Origin of the sequence: Allokutzneria albata, from assembly GCF_900103775.1 — a bacterium.
Taxonomy (GTDB): domain Bacteria; phylum Actinomycetota; class Actinomycetes; order Mycobacteriales; family Pseudonocardiaceae; genus Allokutzneria; species Allokutzneria albata.
This window is the reverse complement of sequence record NZ_LT629701.1, coordinates 8,023,672-8,040,211: the sequence shown is the minus strand read 5'-3', so window position 1 is coordinate 8,040,211 and position 16,540 is coordinate 8,023,672. Positions and strand designations below refer to the sequence as shown.

The window sequence follows — 16,540 nt, the reverse complement described above, 5'->3', positions numbered from 1 at the left end:
GAAGGTCTTTTCCCTGTGACAGAACGGATTCTGCTCACCGGAGCCGCCGGTGGCGTCGGTACCCTGATGCGCCCCCGGCTGGCCAAGCCAGGCCGGGTGCTGCGCCTGCTGGACATCGCCGAGTTGTCCGCCGGTGACTCCGAGGAGGTCGTGCGCGCCTCCGTGACCGACATGGACGCGATGGAGCGCGCGTGCGAAGGCGTCGACGCGGTCCTGCACCTGGGCGGGCACAGCCTTGAGGCGTCGTGGAAGGACATCCTCGACGTCAACATCAACGGCACCTACACCGTCTTCGAGGCGGCGCGCAGGCAGGGTGTGCGGCGGGTGATCTTCGCGAGCTCCAACCACGCCGTCGGCTTCGTGCCCCGCTCCGCGGGGGAGGTCGGCGACTACGCGTTCCCGCGACCGGACACCAACTACGGCGTCGGCAAGGTGGCGGGCGAGGCGATCGGTTCGCACTACGCCGACCGCTACGGCATGGACGTGATCAGCGTGCGCATCGGCTCGTGCTTCGAGAAGCCGCGCGACACCCGGATGCTGTCCACGTGGATGTCCCCCGACGACGGCGCGCGGCTGTTCGAGGCGTGCCTGTCCACACCGAACCCGGGCTACCGAGTGGTGTGGGGCGTCTCGGACAACACGCGTGGCTGGTTCAGCCTGGCCGAGGCGAAGGCGATCGGGTACCTGCCGCAGGACGACTCCGAGGTCTTCGCGGCCGAGTTGATCGCCGAGCACGGGGAACCCCGGTTGGACGAGGACCCGCACCGCTTCGTCGGTGGCGCGTGGTGCGGGCCGGACATGGACACAGCGCGGAAGGAGGCGGGCCGGTGAGCTCGCAGGGCGTCCAGGGCTACGAACCCCGCACTGGCAAGGCTTTCGGCGATCCCGTTCCGACCACTTCGGACAGTGGTGTCGGCGAGATCGTCGGCGCGGCGGCACGCGCGTTCCCGGCGTGGTCCGGGCTGGCCTCCGCCGAGCGCGGCGCGGTGCTGGAGCGGTTGGCCGACGCGCTCGACGCCGAGTCGGAGGTGCTGATCGCCACCGCCGACAGCGAGACCGCGCTCGGCGTTCCCCGGCTGACCACCGAGCTGAAGCGCACGACCAACCAGCTGCGGTTGTTCGCCGGCGTGCTCGCCGAGGGCAGCTACCGCGAGGCCACGATCGACTCGCCGGACCCCGACATCATCCCGCCGCGCCCGGACCTGCGTCGCATCCTGCAGCCGCTCGGTGTCGTCGCGGTGTTCTCGGCGAGCAACTTCCCGTTCGCCTTCTCCGTGGCGGGCGGTGACACCGCCTCCGCGCTGGCGGCGGGCTGTCCCGTTGTGGTCAAAGCACATTCCGCGCACCCCCAGACGTCGCGGGAGACCGCGCGCGTGGTGGCTTCCGTTCTGCCGGAAGGCGTTTTCGGCATCGTCTACGGCACCGAGGCCGGTCGTGTCCTCGTGCAGCACCCGCTGGTGAAGGCGGTGGGTTTCACGGGTTCCACCGCCGGCGGGCGCGCGCTGTTCGACCTCGCTCAGGGGCGCCCGGAGCCGATCCCGTTCTACGGCGAGCTGGGCAGCGTGAACCCGGTCGTCGTGCTCCCCTCGGCGGCGGCCAACCGCTCCGCGGAGCTGGCAACGGGTTTCGCGCAGTCGCTGACCATGGGCGTCGGGCAGTTCTGCACCAACCCCGGCCTGCTGTTCGCTCCCTCGTCCATTGTGGACGCTCTGGCGGAGGCGGTCGGCGGCGCGGGGGGTGGCGCGATGCTGACCGAGCGGATGCGCGACTCGTACCAGTCCACTGTGGACAGCCTCATCGCGCATTCGTCGGTGCGCCTCGTCGCCACCGGCTCGGGCCCCGAGGAGGGCTGGGGTGTCGCGCCGCGGCTGTACCAGGTGTCGCTCGAGGACTTCGTCGCCGACAAGGAGAAGCTCACCGAGGAGTGCTTCGGCCCGGCGGGAATCGTTGTGACCTATGACGATCCCGCGCAGCTTCCCGAGGTGTTGCGGGGTCTGGAAGGCAGCCTGACCGCCACGGTGCACGCTGACCCGGACGACCACGCGCTGGCCGCCGCGGTGCTCGACGAGATCCGTCGCTTCGCCGGGCGTCTGGTGTTCAACGGCTGGCCGACCGGTGTCGCGGTGAGCTGGGCGATGCACCACGGCGGTCCCTGGCCCGCGACCACGTCACCGCTGCACACGTCGGTGGGCGCTACGGGCGTCCGCCGTTGGCTGGCCCCGGTGACCTACCAGTCGTGGCCCGATGCCCTGCTGCCGCCGGAGCTGCAGAACGCCAACCCGCTCAACATCCCGCGCCGCGAGGACGGGGTGCTCGTAGTCCCCTAAATGCCGTGCAGCGCGGCAACGGGCCAAGTACGTTGTGGCGCATGGCGATTACGACGATTCCCGGTCAGCAGGCGGACATCCGCCTTTGGACCCGTGCGGAGGATGTCGAACCCATCGCCATGCGCCAGCTGCACAACATCGCGGCTCTGCCCTGGGTGGTGAAGCACGTCGCGGTGATGCCGGACGTGCACTACGGCAAGGGCGCAACGGTGGGTTCGGTCATCGCGATGCGAGACGCTGTCTCGCCCGCGGCGGTCGGTGTGGACATCGGCTGCGGCATGTCCGCGGTCCGCACATCGCTGCGCGCGGCCGACCTGCCGGACGACCTGCGACGGCTGCGCGCCGGCATCGAGAAGGCGGTCCCGGTCGGCTTCGGCATGCACCGCGGCGACGTCGCGTTCCGCGCCGGTGACGCCGACAGCGACAAGGCGGGGTGGGACCGCTTCTGGGCGCGCTTCGAGGACCTCACGCCCGCGGTGCGGGGTCAGTCGGAGCGGGCGCTGATGCAGATGGGCAGCCTCGGCGGCGGCAACCACTTCATCGAGGTCTGCCTCGACGAGCAGGACGCGGTCTGGCTGATGCTGCACTCCGGCTCGCGCGGTATCGGCAACATCCTGGCCCAGCACCACATGGAGGTCGCTCGCGGCCTGCAGCACAACCAGGCCCTGCCCGACCCGGACCTCGCGGTCTTCCTCGCGCACACCCCGCAGATGCAGGCATACCGGCACGACCTGTACTGGGCGCAGGAGTACGCGCGCCGGAACCGGGCCGTGATGATGCGGCTCGTCTACGACGTGGTGCGCAAGCAGTTCCCGCGGGTGAAGTTCGACGAGGCGATCAGCTGCCACCACAACTACGTCGCCGAGGAGACCCATTTCGGCGAGGAGGTCCTGGTGACCCGCAAGGGCGCGATCCGGGCCGGACACGGCGACATGGGCATCATCCCGGGCTCGATGGGGACGGGGTCCTACATCGTGCGCGGGCTGGGCAACCCGGAGTCGTTCTGCTCGGCCTCGCACGGGGCGGGCAGGCGGATGTCGCGGAACGCGGCGCGCAAGCGCTTCACCGCGGAGGACCTGGCCGAGCAGACGCAGGGCGTGGAGTGCCGCAAGGACTCCGGTGTCGTCGACGAGATCCCGGGCGCCTACAAGAACATCAACGAGGTGATCGCGAACCAGAAGGACCTGGTCGAAGTGGTCGCGAAGCTGCGTCAGGTGGTCTGCGTCAAGGGCTGAGCCCCGCACGCGCCTCGGGCGCCCCGATCGGATCGGGGCGCCCGCGGTGTTCGTTCAGGCTTCGAGCGCCGGGGCGTTGATGGACTCGACCACGCGGTCCTGTTCGGCGCTGCGCGGGTGCCACCAACCGGAGCAGCCGTTGATGCAGGGATGGCGCATCTCGCGGAGTTCGTAGCTGCCCGAGACCGGGACCGGCTGGGTCCAGACGATGTCTCCGGTTCCGTCGCACAGACGGCAGTCCGCGCCGTGGAGTTCACCCGGGGATCTCGCCAAGTCCACCGCATCTCCCACATGTCGCATAGTCATCCTCGGGGATGACACCCGCGCCCAGGCAGGCCGGGCACGTTCGCATCCTGGGACCGTCGTTCATGGTGTCACTCCCTTGTCACGGATGCCAGGCCGGGCGGCCGACCGGCGTCACCCGGTTGGTGGTCGACCTGGCTGGGCCGAAAAGCGGTACCCCAAGCACATAGCGCACCCGACCGGGTGGTGGGCACGGTGACGCGGGCACAGACCGGCAATCACCTGATCACCGGCCGGACCCGACGAGAGGCGGTACCCCGACCGGGGCACCGCCTTCGTGAGTTGATCACCTTAGCGGGTGATCCTGCGCAGTCCGATCACCTGCAGCACCCCCAGCGCACCGACGACCACGGCCTGGAAGACGATGTAGAAAAGGCCCCAGCCGGTCAGCGGGAACCAGTCGCTGAAGGCGACCACCAGGCTGTCCACCGCCCACACCATGTTCACCAGCGCGACGCCCCACACGGCTTTCGGATTGATCCCGGCCCGGGTTCCGATGAACCACACGCCGATCGCGAAAGCGAGCAGGAATGCGCCGACCGGGGCCAGCACACCGGCGGGCACGCCGAGCAGCGACCCGATCAGGCCCGAGGCGGCGAGATAAGCGGCCCCGTTCGCCCCCGTGCCCACCGCGTCCACCTTCATGACGGTGCGAAGGAAAGCGTCCTTGCGAGTGTTGACGATCGTGCTCATGTATCCGTCCTCCTGGGCCGATGTCGTTGTCGACGAGGACGAAGTTAGGCCGGAAAGCACTGCCACCAGCAGACCTGGCACTGCCATCCACTGCCAGTTTCAGCTGCTCACCTCGGAGTTCGCTGGCGCAGCCCCGCCGCGACGAGTTTGGCGGCCGCGTTCTGCCAGTTGTAGAGCGTCCGCTCGGGAACGGTCCGGGAGAACCACTGCAGGGCGCGCTTGGCGGTTTCGTCCAGCTTGTCGTTGCGGTCACGACGGCTGTACGGGCGCAACCCGAGGACGTACGGGAAATAGAGCGCGTTGTAGTAACGCCATTCATCGCTGGTGCCGAAGTCCCCGCCGCTCGGCTTGAGCTGGAGAATCCCGTTCAACAACAGCCGCTTCAGCTCGTTCGCGCGTTCCAGGGGCTGATCGGGAAGATTCTTCTCGGCCAGGCTGTCGGTGATGCTCGGCAACATCGTGAGCGGGCTGCTCACCAGGCGACCGAGATCCCCGTAATTCCCGAGCGCCCGCCGCGTGAGCTTCGCGAACTCCGCGTCGTCGAGCCCGTCGAGAACCGGATCATTCGCGCGACGCGGCAAAGCCTCCTCCGCTTCGCGCAGTTCCGCCCGCGCGCGGCGCAGCTCCGGGGCGTCCGAGAAAGCCACCCGATCGAGCAACGACTGGAGGGGGTTGGCGAGCACCTGGACGCTGATCGCGGCGGCCACGCTGCCGAGCAGCAGCGCGGTCAGCGGCAGGCTCGGCCCGGAGGACACCGCCATCGCGAGGCCGACCTGGCCACCGAAGACGAGGGCGATCACCGCGGCGGTGAGGACCGACCGGCCCATGTCCGCGCGGATCGCCTGCCCCTCGTCGAAGGCGTCGAACGCGGCGATGGCCACCCCGAGCAGCACCAGGTCCAGCCCCATCGCCGCGACCGCGAGCCACGACGGCAGGACCGACATCGGCAGCACCACGAGAACGGCGGCGAGCACCAGGAACATGCTCACGACGACCAGAACCATCCGGACGGGCGCGGGCCGCAGCCGTGCGCGGTGCCTGACGAGCAGTGCAAGGCTGAGGACCAGCGGCAGCAACACGTCCACGGCGCGGAGCAGGCGGGCCCACTCGGAGTCGATCACCACCGGCGCGAGCACGAGGAGGCCGAGCGGCACGAGCCCGATCCACCACCGCCGGTGGTACCTCTCCGGCAACAGGGCGACCGCGACCCCGCTCCACGCCAGCGGAGGGATGCAGACGAACACGCCTTGGACTTCGCGCAGCACGTCCTGGGACGGCGTGTGCGGCAGGAGCGCTTCGATCGCGAGCGCCACGGCGTAGGCGAGCAGGCCGACCCCGGCGCTGACCAACGCGGGCTTCTTGGGATCGCGAGCGATCAGGTACAACCCGAGCCACCAGGCCACTCCGAACGCGACAACGCTCAACACGCCCACAGCCTGCCACTTCGTCCCGACCCCACCGCCTCCGCCGCCGGAGGGGGGCGGGCTGATGAATCGACATCCCCCCACCCCAACCGCTCGCCTTGCCGTCCCCCACGTCCCCGCGCCACGCTTGAACACGGGGGGTCCCCTGGGGCGGGCGAATGCCACCCTCGCCCGCTCACGTGGCACCGGCGACGAGCCCGCGCGGCCTCGCCACCACGGTTATGAGCTGAACGACCCGTTCAGGTCTCCTAACGCACCGAATGACTCATTCGGTGCGTTCAAGTACCTCGATGACTCATTCAGGACGAAGCCGGAGGAGATCGGCGCATGGAGAGTTCGTGGCGGGAGGGGTCGCTCGGCAGCGGCGCGCGGTCGCCGGTGAAAGAGAAACCCAGACGGACGTAGAAGCGGATGGCCGCGGTGTTGTCCTCGGCGACCCACATGGTCATCGGGGACGGGGCGGCCCACGCCAGGACGGCCTCGACCACCGCGGCGGCGAGGCCGGTGCCGCGGGCGGAGGGGGCGGCCCAAACGGAAACGAGCTCATGGGAGGACGTGCCGGACGCGAGGGCGCACGCGGTGCCGGACAGGTAACCGAGGAAGGTCGCGCCGCGGGAAAGCCGGTCGCGCCACTGGGTTTCGGTGAACGGCTGCTCGCGCGCCAGGGTGGAGCCGAACGCGTACGGCGCCTCGGCCAGGGCGGCGAGGCGGATGTCGCGGTACTGCTCCCAGTCGTCGGGCCCGGCGCGGCGGATGTCCACGCCGGCACGGTAGGGCTCAGCCGGGGTCCTGCAAACCGAGTTCTATCGAGTCGACCTCGGCGGCGATGGTCGCGTCGACGAGGCTGTCCAGCAGCGCCTCGCAGTCGCGGTCCTCGGTGCCGAAGTCGGGCAGCAGTTCCGACCAGATCTCCTCGCTGTTCCAGAACACCGACGAGACCTCGTCGACCGTGTTGAGGTAGCGCAGTCTGCGGTCGGTCTCCGGGAGCTGGGCGAGGAACTCGGCGAACTCGGCGACGGCGTCGGGTACGGCCAGCTCGACGGGACCGGTACCGAGGACGCATTCCTTGAGACGGGCGAGGAAGTCGGCGGTGAAGGCCATCTGATCACCCCATCCGGCGCGCGCGGATCTTCCCCCAGCGTAAGCCCCGCGCGGTCCGCGCGGGGCCTCGCCATGCCGAACCGTGATCAACTCTCCTGCAGCACGACCTGGATCTCCAGGAAGATCTGCACCTTGTCGCCGACCACGACGCCGCCGCCGTCCATCGGCATGGCGATGTCGATGCCGAAGTCGTTGCGGCTGATGGTCGCGGTCGCGGAGAACCCGGCGCGGGTGCCGCCGTAGGCGTCCGGGCCGAAGCCGTTGAGCTCCAGGGCCAGCGGGACCTCGCGGGTCACCCCGTGCAGCGTCAGCTCGCCGGAGACCACGAAGTTCTCGCCTTCGGCGCGCAGGCCGGTGGAGCGGTAGCTCATGGTCGGGAAGGTCTCGACGTCGAAGAAGTCCTTCGAGCGGATGTGCGCGTCGCGCTGCTGGTTGCTGGTGTCGATCGAGTCGAGGTCGATCTCGGCGGTGACGCTGGACTCCAGCGGGTTCTCCGCGGTGACCAGGGTGCCGGAGAACTGGGTGAACCGGCCGCGGACCTTGCTGACCATCATGTGCCGGACGCTGAACTCGACGCTGGAGTGCACCGGGTCAACGGCCCAGGTGCCAGCGACGTAACCGGGGATCTGGAGTGCGGTGCTCATGGCGTCGTCCTTCGTGTTAGTTGAACTCTCAACAAGCACCGTAGCCCACTTTGGTTGAGAGTTCAACCATGGGCGGTAGAATGGGTGACATGAGTGACACGCGGTGGCTGGACGCCGACGAACAGAGCACGTGGCGGGCGTTGGTCTCCGTGCTGGGCAGGCTCAACGAGCAGCTCGACCGGCAGCTCCAGCGCGACACCGGGATCCCGCTGACCTACTACGAGATCCTGGTCCGGCTCTCCGAGACCCCCGGCCGCGAGCTGCGGATGAGCGAGCTGGCCGAGCAGTCGGAGTACTCGCGAAGCCGGCTCTCGCACGCGGTGTCGAAGCTGGAGAAGCTGGGCTGGGTGCGCCGCAAGTCCTGCCCGACGGACAAACGGGGCCAGCTCGCCGAACTGACCGACGAGGGGATGGCGAGCCTGGTGGCCGCGGCGCCCGGGCACGTCTCCGAGGTCCGCAAGCTCGTCTTCGACCCGCTGAGCCAGCGCGAGATGGAACTGCTCGGCGAGATCTGCGACAAGCTCCGCGGCTCCTGGGACACTTCAGGCTGCCCTGAAGACGCCACTCCATAGAGAACACAGCGAAGATTTCTATAAGCGCTGCGTGACCGCCCTTCCGGCCTTCACTAGGCCGTTCGGCGGCGGTGACGTGGACCACCTGGTGCAACTCAACGGCCTGTTCCATCGTCTTGATCACGGGTCCTGAACAGGCCCGACACGACGAGAAGGAGCACTCCATGTCTTCCAGCCTTCGCCGCGGCCTGGTGTCCGCAGCGGCCGTCGCCACCGCCTGTGGCGCCGCCCTGGCCCTGGCCGCGCCCGCCCAGGCCTCCCCGATCGGGGCGGCGCAGTGCGGCGCGAAGGACCTGACCGTTACCGCCCGTTACAACGACGCGGGTATGGGCAAGGCCTACTGGCGGGTGGAGTTCGCCTCGGCCGGCACCACCTGCACCCTCCAGGGCACCCCCACCGACCTGCTGTTCACCGACGCGAAGGGCCGGGCGCTGAACCTGGAGCAGGAGAAGGCCACCCCGGTGGAGGCCCCCGCGGTGACCGTGGCCCCGGGCAAGCCCGCGCACGTGCTGGTGCGCACCCGCCTCGAAGGCGAGCGCGTGCCCGCGGCGAAGCTGCTGCTCACGCTGCCCAACAGCAAGGACCGCGTGGAGACCGCGTGGCCCGAGCCGATCGCGGGCCCCGTCGGCGTGACCGAGGTCCGCACCGGCGAGTGATCGTCAGCGCAGGCGACGCGGTCCGGTGTCGCCGCGCGAGGGTGGCGGCCCGAGGGTGATCCGGGCGCTGCTGACGAACGCGCCCTCGGCCGAGGCCAGCACGGGCTCCAGCGACAGCGATCGCACCTCGGGCAGGTCCTCGGCCAGGGTCGCCACCCGCAACACCAAGTCCTGCAAGGCTTTCAGGTCCACGGGCTCGGTGCCCCGGTAGCCGGTGAGCAGCGGGGAGGCCTTCGGGGCGAGCACGATGTCGGCGACGTCCACGTCGGTCAGCGGGACCGCGCGGTAGGCGCGGTCGCCGAGCAGGTCGTTGACCACCCCGGAGAGCCCGAAGGACACCAGCGTCCCGAAGGACGGGTCGTCCTGCAGGCCGATCACGCAGGACACACCGCGCGGCGCCATGCGTTGCACGTACACGTCGTCCAGACCGGACGCCTCGTGCAGCGCCGCGTACCCGCCGCGCACGGAGGCCGGGCCGTCGAGGTCGAGCCGGACACCGACCAGATCCGAGCGGTGCCGCATCGGCTCGCTCGTCGTCTTCAGCACCACCGGGTAGCCCAGCTCGTCGGCGGCCGCGACCGCGGCGTGGATGTCGGAGACGAGCTTGTACGGCACGATCGAGATGTCGTAGCAGTAGAGCAGGCGCAGCGTCTCCGCGTCGGTGAGCACGCGTTCTTCCGCGTCTCCCAGCCACTCCTCCACCAGCAGCCGGGCCTGGTCCGTGGCGATTCCCTTGGGGCGCACGACACTGCCCTGCGGTGAGCGGCGCCAGCGCCCGTACCGCGCGGCGCGGGCGAGCGCGAGCGCGGCCCGTTCGGGGCTCGGGTAGGACGGGATCGAGCCGCGACCGCCTTCCACGGCCAGTTCGGCCGGGATGCCTTCGACCGCGAGGAACGTCGACACGACGGGCTTGTCGATGTCCGCGACCGCTTCGCGCAGCGCCCTGGCGTACGCGGTCCCCGGAACGGCGACGGGCGGGACGAACACCACGATGAGCGCGTCCACGTCGGAGCGCCGCACCGCCTCGCGGATGGCCGCGGCGAAGACCTCCGGCTCGGCTCCGGGACCGACGTCCACCGGGGCACCGGACAGTTCGAGACCGTTGGCCAGCGCGGCGTCGGCGGCCAGCATGCCCAGCGCCGAGGAGTTGCCGACGATGACGACCCGGTGGCCGCGTGGAAGTGGTTGGTACTCGAGCAGGAGCGCGGTGTCGAAGAGCTGGGCCAGCGATTCGACCCTGATCACGCCCGCCTGCTCGAACAGTGCCTGCACGCTGGTCTCGTCCACGCTCACCGAGGTGGCGGCGAGCCCGGGCCGCACCGCGTGCCGCCCCGACTTCACCACGACGATCGGCTTGGTCCGGCCCAGCCTGCGCGCCACGCGGGCGAACTTGCGCGGGTTGCCGAAGGACTCCAGGTAGAGCAGCACCACGTCGGTGGCCGGGTCGGTCTCCCAGTACTGGAGGAGGTCGTTGCCGGAGACGTCGGCGCGGTTGCCCGCGGAGACGAACGTGGACAGGCCGAGGCCGCGGTCGGTCGCGGCGGCGAGGATGGCCGTGCCCAGCGCGCCGGACTGGCAGAAGAAGCCGGTGCGGCCCCGCGCGGGCGGGCGCGGAGCGAGGGTGGCGTTCATCCGCACCGCGGGGTCTGTGTTGATCACGCCGAGGGCGTTGGGGCCGACCACGCGCATGCCGTGCGCGCGGGCCTCCTTCGCGAGCCGGCGTTGCATCTCGGCGCCCTTCGGGCCGGTCTCGGCGAACCCGGAGCTGACGATCACCAGCGCCTTCACGCCCTTGGCCAGGCAGTCGTCGAGCACGCCCTCGACCGAGGCCGAGGGCACGGCGACCACGGCCAGGTCGACGTCGTCGGGGATGTCGAGCACCGAGGCGTAGGCGCGGACGCCGCTGACCGAGCGGTACTCGGCGTTGACCGGGTAGACCGGCCCGGCGAAGTCGGCGTAGAGCAGGTTGCGCAGCGCGGCGTGGCCGATCTTGGCGCGGTCGGTGGACGCGCCGATCACCGCGATCGAGCGCGGGTGCAGCACGTTGTGCACGCTGCGCGCCTCGGCGGCCTGCTCGCGGGCGTGGGCGACCTCGATGGAGCGCTCGGTCGGGTCGATGGCGAACTCCAGGTGCAGCACGCCTTCCTCGATCTCGCGGGAGATCGAGTAGCCCGCGTCGCGGAAGACCCGGACCATCTGGCCGTTCTCGGCGAGCACCTCGGCGACGAACCCGCGCAGCCCGGTCTCCTTCGCCGCGGCGGCGAGGTGTTCGAGCAGGATCGAGCCGAGCCCCCGGCCCTGGTGGGCGTCCTCGACGACGAAGGCGACCTCGGCGACGTAGCGCCCCGGCAGCCGGTCGAAGCGGCCGACCGCGACGATCTCGTCGCCGAGCTGGGCGACCAGCGCGACCCGGTCGTGGTGGTCGACGGTGGTGAAGCGTTCGAGGTCGCGCGGGGGGATGCGCGGGTAGGGGCCGAAGTAGCGCAGGTACCGGGTGCGCTCGCTCATCCGGCCGTGGAAGGCCAGCAGCTTCTCGGCGTCCGACGGCACGATCGGCCGCAGCCGCACGGTGCCGCCGTCGGAGAGCACGACATCGGCTTCCCAGTGGCGGGGGAAGTCGTAGGGGTCCGCGGTCTTGGTGTCCACTGTGGACGTCTCCTGGTCAGTCGCGCGGATCGTCGGGGTCCAGCCCGATCAGGGGGAAGATCGCCCGCCGGGTGGCCACGATCGCGTTGTCGAGCTGTGTCTCTGCCGTGCCGTCCCAGGGCTCGAACGCCGGGTCGCCGCCGTCGGAGAGCGTGGTCGGCAGCGCGGTGTTCGGCGCGATGGGCGCGGTGCGGGCCATCCATCCTGCGGGAATCGTCGTGTCGGGGTCCAGGTCGCGGTCGATCACCGTAGCGAGCAGGTGCGTCCACGAGCGCGGAACCACCCGGAAGAGCGAATACCCGCCTCCGCCAAGGGCGAGCCACTTGCCGCCGGCGTGCAGCTGGGCGAGTTCGCGCAGCCGGTGGTAGATGGCGCGGTGCCCGTCGACGGTGAGCGAGAGGTCGGCGAGCGGGTCCTCGCGGTGGGTGTCCGCGCCGCACTGCGTCACCAGAATCTGGGGCCGGAACTCGGCGAGCGCGGCGGGCACCACGGCGTTGAACGCCCGCAGCCACCCCGAGTCCTTCGTGCCGGGCGGGAGCGCGAGGTTGACCGAGGTGCCCTCCGCCCCGCCGGTGCCCAGCTCGCGGGGGTAGCCGGTACCGGGCCACAGCGTCATCGGGTGCTGGTGGACGGAGATCGTCAACACCCGCGGGTCGCCGTAGAAGGCGGCCTGCACGCCGTCTCCGTGGTGCACGTCCACGTCGAGGTAGGCGATCCGCTCGAACCCGTTCTCCAGCAACCAGGCGATGGCGATCGAGCAGTCGTTGTAGACGCAGAACCCGGCCGCGTGCGAGGTCATCGCGTGGTGCAGGCCGCCGCCGATGTTGATCGCGCGGTCGGCCGCGCCGGAGGCGATCCGCTCGGCCGCGACGAGCGAACCACCTGCCACCAGCGCCGACGCCTCGTGCATGCGGTCGAAGACCGGGTTGTCCGCGGTGCCCAGCCCGTGCCCGACGTCCCAGCCGGAGTACGGCGCGGCCTGCACCGCGGCCAGGTAGCTCGGATCGTGCACCAGCTCGATCTCGGCGTCGGTCGCGGACCGCGGCGTGATCAGCTCGATGCCGTCGAGCACGCCCAGCTCGGTCGCCAGGCGGATGGTGAGGTCGAGGCGGATCGGGTTCAGCGGGTGGTCCCCTCCGAGGTCGTACCCGAGGAAACTCTCGTCCCACACCACCGCGACGCGCTCACCCATGGGGGCAAGCTACTCCCGACTGAACCGGATGGCGAAGCCGCCGCCGCGGACTACGGGCTGCGCCAAAACGTCGCGCGCCGTGACCGCCTTGGTGGACAACGCGATCCTGCGGTCGGCGGTGTCGGAATAGATCTCCGCCTTCCAGCGGCCCGGTCCCAGGAAGCGCAGCGGTACCTGCCTCGTGTGCGCGTCGGCGGCGCTGATCCCGCCCACGTACCACTCGTTCCCGTGCCGCCTGGCCAGGACGGCGTGGTCGCCGGGGTCACCGGAGAGCAGCTCCGTGCGGTCCCACACCGTGGGGACCGTGCGCAGGAACCGTTCCACCAGAGGAAGATTCGCGTAATTGGCGATCTTGTCGGCGAAGTGCTGGATGCCTGACTCGAAGACCACGGCCAGCGCGAGCTCGGCGGCGTCGCTGTTGTCCCGCACCGCGCTGAAGGTCACCGGTGTGAAGTCCATCGATCCGGCGAGGTTCCTGGTGAACGGCAGGGTCGTGTAGTGCGCGAGCGGGAACGGCTTGCGGTCCGGCTTGGGCTTGATGCCCTCCGCCCCGCGCACGCCTTCCAGGGTCATCACGTGCGGCCAGGTGCGCTCGATGCCGCGCGGGACGGTCGAGCCGTGGAAGTTCACGAGCAGCTTGGTGCGCGCGGTCGCTTCGAGGATGGCGTCGTAGAAGCGCATCCGCTCCTGGCCGTCGGAGTCCATGAAGTCGATCTTGAGACCGACCGCGCCCCACTCGCGCCACAGCGGGAGCTTGGCCTGCCGTTCCTCGTCGGTGTCCACGTCGGTCCAGCGCACCCACAGCTGCACGCCGACCTTGCGCGCCTTCGCGTAGCCGATCAGCTCCTGCACCTGGCCGGGCTGCCAGTTGACCCAGCCCGAGTCGACCAGGACGTACTCCCAGCCCTGCTTGGCCGCGTAGTCGACGTACTTCTTCTGCAGTTCGAGGTTCCCGGTGCCGTCGCCCCACCACGACCAGGCAGACACCCCGGGCTTGATCCACGACGTGTCGGCGATCCGCGACGGCTCGGCGAGGTCGGTGCCGAGGTCACTGGCCACCACGGTCGCCAGGTCTCCGGTGATCAGCGTGCGCCAGGGACTGGTGAAGGGCGCCGTGGTCACCGACCCGCCCGCGTCCGGCAACGTGACCTTGAAGCGACGGTCGGTGTCGAGGGTCAGGCGCGTCGCACCGTAAGCACCGCTCATGTTCGACTCGGAGACCAGCATCCACGTGTCGTCGACCTTGAACAGCGACGGATAGCCGTAAGGACCGGCTTGGGCATCCGCGACGGTCGAGTGCCGGTGGATGGACTCGTAGTCGTTGCGGTTGTTGTAGGGCAACAGGATCGCGCGCGCCGCGGCGGGCACTGCGTACTCCGACGCCTCGCCGGTGATCGTGAGCGGGCCGGTTCCGGGGAGCGCGTAGCGGTAGCCGAGCCCATCGGAGGAGACCCGGACGACCAGGTTGAGCCGCTGCCCGGCCTTGGTGAAGCGGAGCGTGGTCTCGATGGCGTCGGCGTGGTGCTCGCGCTGGCGCCCGGTGACGGTCGAGTACCGCTCGGTGATCCGATGTCTTGCTTCGCCGAGGAAGGTCAGACCGGTGGTCAGGTCCGCTGTGGAGGTGCGCAGTCCGAGCGCGGACGGCTGCAGGACCACCGTGCGGCCCCGATTGACCGACAGGGACAACCGACCTTCGTCGAGGACAACGGTCGCGACGGGACCATCGCCATTTGGCGAGGTGAGACGCCAGTTCAGGGGCGCAGCTTGGGCTGGTGCGGCGATCAGCACCGACGTCAGCGACGCGGCGGCCAACAGGGTCAGGACGCGCCTCATGAGCTCTCCAGGTGAGCGTGAGCGCGGCGGTCCCCTGAGTGAACCGCAGCCGCCCCCGACCGGCAATCCTCCGATGTATGGAATCACCGATTCGCGATCAGCGGATAGCCGACGGCGACGAGCAGGGACAGCACCGGCATCGGGTGACCGAAGAGACCGAAGCCGACCGCGAAGTCGACCACCGGCACCACCAGGGAGACGATGTACATGGACGCGGGGCCCGGCGGCAGCCTGCCCGGCGGCGTCCACGGGGTGCGCGTGCCCGGCTTGGCCACCGACAGCCACGCCTGGAACGCGATGGCCGAGAACATGAGCAGGGTGACGACGACGTTGATCCCCGCCACCGTCGGCGCGAGCACGAAGATGCCGAACGCGAGCTGCACCACGGTGATCACGAACTTGATCAGCACCCACCAGTGCCGGAAGTACCCCCACTGCGTCAACGCCGACAGCATGAAGCCGGTGAACGCCGCGGCGTTGGCGAGGTGCGCGAGAACCTGCTCGTCCAGGAGGTGGGCCATGGCGCTCGCGCTGTCCCGCATCCCGGGAACATCCGTGCTCAACCCGAAGGTGATCAGCGCGAACAGCACCAGAGCCAGGCTCATCCAACCGACCGAAGTGATGACGTGCAGCCAGATCAGCAGCTGGCGGGAGCGTTTCTGCACCGCGGTTCCCCTTCGTAGATGATCCGGCCGCCGTCCAGCTCGACGACGCGGTCGAAGCGCTCCAGCCGGGTTTCGTGCGTGACGACGACGGTGGTCCGGTCGGCCCGCGCGGCGAGCACGGCGTCCAGCACCGCGTCGGCGAGTTCTTGGTCAAGTCCCTCGGTCGGCTCGTCGAGCAAGAGCACCGGCGGGTCGGCCAGAAGGGCGCGGGCGAGCAGCATGCGTTGCCTCTGTCCCCCGGAGAGGCCGTGACCGCCTTCGCCCACAACGGTTTCGAGACCGTCCGGCAGCTCGTCGACGACATCGAGCAGCGCGGCCTGCCGAAGGGCTTCGCGGAGTTGTGCCTCGGTCGCGTCCGGCTTGGCCAGTATGAGGTTGGCGCGGACGGAGGTCCGGAAGAGGTGCGCGTCGTGGGTGAGCGACCGCGCGTCCGGATGTTTCTCGGCGAGAGTGGCGAGGAGCGTGGTCTTCCCCGCACCGCTGGCACCGATCACGGCCGTGGTTCCGGGCGCGAGTTCGGTGTGCAGGCATCGCGTCTGTCCCTTGTGGATATTCGCTTTCGGGTACCACCGTTGGGCCGCGTCCACCAACGGCATGACCAGCTCGAACGCGGCGAGAGTGGTGAAGGTCAGCACTGCTGCGTTGACCTGGTTGTCCGCAAAGGACAGTACTGCCGCGGCGATGAGTCCCTGAAGGAGGACCACGGTTGCTTTGGCGGCGCTGTCGATGTGCGCCGCGCGTCGTTCCACCCGGTGCACGGCTTTGGCCTGCTCATCGGCTCTGGCCAGCGCGGCCCCTGTCGCTCCTGCTGCGGCGAGTTCCTGTGCTCCGTCAACGAGATCGAGGCTGCGGGCAGTCAGTTCGGCGTGCGCGTCGGCCTTCCGCTCAGCCGTGCGACGCGACGCGAGTGCTGTCGCCGCGGGGATTACCGTTGCCACTAAGGCAAGTCCGGCCGCTAGCACGGCTCCGGCCTCGGGTTGGACCAGGAGGCACACCGTGAGCGCTACCGCTGAGGAGATGAGAGCGATCGTGACTGGAAACCGCACGCGTAGCAGGCGGTCTTGGACGCTGTCCACGTCGGACACCATGCGCTTGAGTGCATCGGCGTCGCTGACGCCTTGGTGCACAAGAGATTCGTAGACCGCGACGCGACGGTCGGCGACTTCGCGAAGCGCGACGTCGTGGCCGGTCAACCGCTCGGCGTACCGGAAGACCCCTCGGAAGATCGCGAAGCCTCGCACTGCCACGA

General features: G+C 69.9%; 16 protein-coding genes. 5 read left to right on the top strand and 11 right to left on the bottom strand.

The window, feature by feature from the left end:
* Nucleotides 1–15 precede the first annotated feature (15 nt).
* From BLT28_RS36890 to BLT28_RS36880, 3 genes are read left to right on the top strand one after another with little or no spacing between them, the layout of a single operon-like run.
* The gene (locus tag BLT28_RS36890) at nt 16–831 is read left to right on the top strand and encodes an NAD-dependent epimerase/dehydratase family protein (RefSeq protein WP_030428546.1); all 816 of its coding nucleotides are present in this window, start codon (nt 16–18) and stop codon (nt 829–831) included.
* Entirely contained in the window at nt 828–2,327 is a 1,500-nt protein-coding gene (locus tag BLT28_RS36885) for an aldehyde dehydrogenase (NADP(+)) (protein WP_030428547.1), read from the top strand. Before BLT28_RS36890 ends, BLT28_RS36885 begins: the two co-directional genes overlap by 4 nt.
* A 41-nt stretch (nt 2,328–2,368) precedes the next feature.
* Complete coding sequence (locus tag BLT28_RS36880; RefSeq protein WP_030428548.1) at nt 2,369–3,562, top strand: RtcB family protein; 1,194 nt, start codon at nt 2,369–2,371, stop codon at nt 3,560–3,562.
* 54 nt (nt 3,563–3,616) lie between these two features.
* Here the strand turns inward: BLT28_RS36880 and BLT28_RS36875 are convergent, their stop codons facing one another.
* The 6 genes from BLT28_RS36875 to BLT28_RS36850 all read right to left on the bottom strand — a co-directional run bounded on the left by BLT28_RS36875 (nt 3,617) and on the right by BLT28_RS36850 (nt 7,727).
* The gene (locus BLT28_RS36875) at nt 3,617–3,841 is read right to left on the bottom strand and encodes a hypothetical protein (protein WP_052407098.1); all 225 of its coding nucleotides are present in this window, start codon (nt 3,839–3,841) and stop codon (nt 3,617–3,619) included.
* Between the two features lie 315 nt (nt 3,842–4,156).
* Complete coding sequence (locus tag BLT28_RS36870; protein ID WP_030428550.1) at nt 4,157–4,558, bottom strand: hypothetical protein; 402 nt, start codon at nt 4,556–4,558, stop codon at nt 4,157–4,159.
* A gap of 107 nt (nt 4,559–4,665) precedes the next feature.
* Nucleotides 4,666–5,985, bottom strand: a complete 1,320-nt coding sequence (locus BLT28_RS36865; RefSeq protein WP_197683927.1) for a hypothetical protein — start codon at nt 5,983–5,985, stop codon at nt 4,666–4,668.
* A 296-nt stretch (nt 5,986–6,281) separates the two neighbouring features.
* Nucleotides 6,282–6,743, bottom strand: coding sequence for a GNAT family N-acetyltransferase (locus BLT28_RS36860; RefSeq protein WP_030428552.1), 462 nt, complete (start codon nt 6,741–6,743; stop codon nt 6,282–6,284).
* A 16-nt stretch (nt 6,744–6,759) separates the two neighbouring features.
* Nucleotides 6,760–7,083, bottom strand: a complete 324-nt coding sequence (locus BLT28_RS36855) for a hypothetical protein (RefSeq protein WP_030428553.1) — start codon at nt 7,081–7,083, stop codon at nt 6,760–6,762.
* Between the two features lie 86 nt (nt 7,084–7,169).
* Nucleotides 7,170–7,727, bottom strand: coding sequence for a YceI family protein (locus BLT28_RS36850; protein WP_030428554.1), 558 nt, complete (start codon nt 7,725–7,727; stop codon nt 7,170–7,172).
* 89 nt (nt 7,728–7,816) lie between these two features.
* Here BLT28_RS36850 and BLT28_RS36845 point away from each other — a divergent pair, with 89 nt between their 5' ends.
* The gene (locus BLT28_RS36845) at nt 7,817–8,299 is read left to right on the top strand and encodes a MarR family winged helix-turn-helix transcriptional regulator (RefSeq protein ID WP_197683926.1); all 483 of its coding nucleotides are present in this window, start codon (nt 7,817–7,819) and stop codon (nt 8,297–8,299) included.
* Between the two features lie 164 nt (nt 8,300–8,463).
* Complete coding sequence (locus BLT28_RS36840; protein ID WP_081900161.1) at nt 8,464–8,955, top strand: DUF4232 domain-containing protein; 492 nt, start codon at nt 8,464–8,466, stop codon at nt 8,953–8,955.
* A gap of 3 nt (nt 8,956–8,958) precedes the next feature.
* Here BLT28_RS36840 and BLT28_RS36835 read toward each other — a convergent pair whose 3' ends face one another.
* The 5 genes from BLT28_RS36835 to BLT28_RS36815 form a co-directional block, all read right to left on the bottom strand.
* The gene (locus BLT28_RS36835) at nt 8,959–11,601 is read right to left on the bottom strand and encodes a bifunctional acetate--CoA ligase family protein/GNAT family N-acetyltransferase (RefSeq protein ID WP_030428557.1); all 2,643 of its coding nucleotides are present in this window, start codon (nt 11,599–11,601) and stop codon (nt 8,959–8,961) included.
* A 16-nt stretch (nt 11,602–11,617) separates the two neighbouring features.
* Nucleotides 11,618–12,793: an acetoin utilization protein AcuC gene (locus BLT28_RS36830; RefSeq protein WP_030428558.1), complete on the bottom strand. Its 1,176-nt coding sequence runs from the start codon at nt 12,791–12,793 to the stop codon at nt 11,618–11,620.
* A 9-nt stretch (nt 12,794–12,802) separates the two neighbouring features.
* On the bottom strand, nt 12,803–14,626 hold the full coding sequence (locus tag BLT28_RS36825; protein WP_030428559.1) for a glycoside hydrolase family 97 protein: 1,824 nt from the start codon (nt 14,624–14,626) through the stop codon (nt 12,803–12,805).
* Between the two features lie 83 nt (nt 14,627–14,709).
* Nucleotides 14,710–15,291, bottom strand: a complete 582-nt coding sequence (locus BLT28_RS36820) for a hypothetical protein (RefSeq protein WP_030428560.1) — start codon at nt 15,289–15,291, stop codon at nt 14,710–14,712.
* Nucleotides 15,264–16,484 carry an ATP-binding cassette domain-containing protein gene (locus BLT28_RS36815; protein ID WP_156050714.1) on the bottom strand — a complete coding sequence of 407 codons (1,221 nt, stop codon included), beginning with the start codon at nt 16,482–16,484 and terminating at the stop codon, nt 15,264–15,266. The genes BLT28_RS36820 and BLT28_RS36815 overlap by 28 nt, the downstream gene beginning before the upstream one ends.
* Between the last annotated feature and the right edge of the window lie 56 nt (nt 16,485–16,540).

Coding starts and splice junctions, on each gene's coding strand:
- BLT28_RS36880 (WP_030428548.1), top strand. CDS start 2,369: ATGGCGATTACGACGATTCCCGGTCAGCAGGCGGACATCCGCCTTTGG.
- BLT28_RS36855 (WP_030428553.1), bottom strand. CDS start 7,083: ATGGCCTTCACCGCCGACTTCCTCGCCCGTCTCAAGGAATGCGTCCTC.
- BLT28_RS36870 (WP_030428550.1), bottom strand. CDS start 4,558: ATGAGCACGATCGTCAACACTCGCAAGGACGCTTTCCTTCGCACCGTC.
- BLT28_RS36830 (WP_030428558.1), bottom strand. CDS start 12,793: ATGGGTGAGCGCGTCGCGGTGGTGTGGGACGAGAGTTTCCTCGGGTAC.
- BLT28_RS36850 (WP_030428554.1), bottom strand. CDS start 7,727: ATGAGCACCGCACTCCAGATCCCCGGTTACGTCGCTGGCACCTGGGCC.
- BLT28_RS36840 (WP_081900161.1), top strand. CDS start 8,464: ATGTCTTCCAGCCTTCGCCGCGGCCTGGTGTCCGCAGCGGCCGTCGCC.
- BLT28_RS36845 (WP_197683926.1), top strand. CDS start 7,817: ATGAGTGACACGCGGTGGCTGGACGCCGACGAACAGAGCACGTGGCGG.
- BLT28_RS36825 (WP_030428559.1), bottom strand. CDS start 14,626: ATGAGGCGCGTCCTGACCCTGTTGGCCGCCGCGTCGCTGACGTCGGTG.